Source organism: bacterium (genome assembly GCA_024224155.1).
In the GTDB taxonomy this organism is placed as follows: domain Bacteria; phylum Acidobacteriota; class Thermoanaerobaculia; order Multivoradales; family JAHEKO01; genus CALZIK01.
In genome coordinates, this window is record JAAENP010000350.1 from 1 (window position 1) to 1,279 (window position 1,279).

Annotated in this window: 3 protein-coding genes; 1 reads left to right on the plus strand and 2 read right to left on the minus strand. The window is 64.0% G+C overall.

What is annotated here, in order from left to right; translation table 11 throughout:
• On the minus strand, positions 1-317 hold a 317-nt coding region (locus GY769_17680; GenBank protein MCP4203752.1), incomplete at its 3' end, for a helix-turn-helix domain-containing protein.
• Positions 318-460: 143 nt separating this feature from the next.
• Here GY769_17680 and GY769_17685 point away from each other — a divergent pair.
• Entirely contained in the window at positions 461-1,084 is a 624-nt protein-coding gene (locus tag GY769_17685; GenBank protein MCP4203753.1) for a TRAP transporter large permease subunit, read from the plus strand.
• Here GY769_17685 and GY769_17690 read toward each other — a convergent pair.
• Positions 1,006-1,279, minus strand: a 274-nt coding sequence (locus GY769_17690) for a CoA transferase (GenBank protein MCP4203754.1), incomplete at its 5' end; no start/stop codon positions are given. The genes GY769_17685 and GY769_17690 overlap by 79 nt on opposite strands.

Below are 1,279 nucleotides of genomic sequence, written 5' to 3' on the forward strand. Positions count from 1 at the left end.
CGCGTCGTGCGCGGCAAGGTCTCGCCAACCCATGCCTGAAGCTCTTCCTGCTGGCGCGCGCTCAGATGACAGGCGCTGCCCTCGTAGCCGAACCCGGCCAGACCCTCGAGCCCGTCTTCCATGTAGAGCCGGTACCAGGCCCGAACCGTATCGTCGTCAAGCAGAAGCACTGACCCGATATCTTCGCAACTCATCCCCCGGTCGAGCAGCACAAGAGAATTGGCGCGCCGCGCCAGCCGATGCTCCACCGAACCCATGCGAGCCAACTCGATCAGCTCTTCCCGTTCCGTCGTGTTCAAGAATCCTGCGCGAATCATGTGCCCACAAGAATCCCAAAAATCAGCTTTGGCAAACCATTTCTCGCTTCCTCTGGGAGTTCGCATTCTCAAAGAGTCGCGGTATACTCGACATCTTCGACCTGTTCTTCTATAGCGCGATTCCGGGCCGGTTCTTCGGCGTCATGGGCAACGAGGTCCTGGTCGCCGTGCCGCTGTTCGTATTCATGGGGGTCATGCTGGAGCACTCGCGCGTCGCCGAGGAGCTGCTGAAGCTGATGACCATGGGCCGGTGCTTCGGCGCACTGCTCGGCGGGCTGGCATGGGCCGGCCACGTCGCTCGAGCTGTTCGTGAACCTCGATGCCCGGAGCGGCTTGCCGGCGGATCTCAAGGCGATCGTCAACGCCTCCGCGCAGGCGGCCAACATGGTGATCCTGAGCGAGTTCAAGGGCCGCTCGGGCCCGGTGCTCGAGCTGTTCGTGAACCAGCACGGCGTTCAGGTGCGCCGGCTCAGCAACGACCAGCTGCAGCAGATCGGGCAGACCACCGGCGAGGTCATCTCCGAGTTCATCCAGCAGAACGCGCTGAGCAAGAAGGTGTTCGAAAGCTTGAACAAGTTCCGTGGCGAGCAGAAGGCCTACAGCACGACGGCCGAGCTCGATTTCCTGCAAGCCCGCAATCTCGATTTCAAGTGGCCGACATAGGTCGCGCGGCCGGGGAGAAAGGGGGTCACCCCTTTTCCTCCTTTTCGCCCCAGTCCGCGAAGACCTCCTCGGTGTGCGCGCCGAACTCCGGCGGCGGCCGGTAGGTCTCGTAGCGGTAGCCCGAGATCGCGATGGGAAAGCCGACGCTGCGCGTCTCCACGCCGTTCGGAAGTGTCAGGGGGCGCACCAGCCCCATCGCCTCGACCTGCGGGTCGGAGAGGATCTCGGCGTAGCTGTTGATCGGGGCGCAGGGCACGCCGCGCCGGTCCATTTCGGCCAGCCACGCGTCGGCCGCGCGC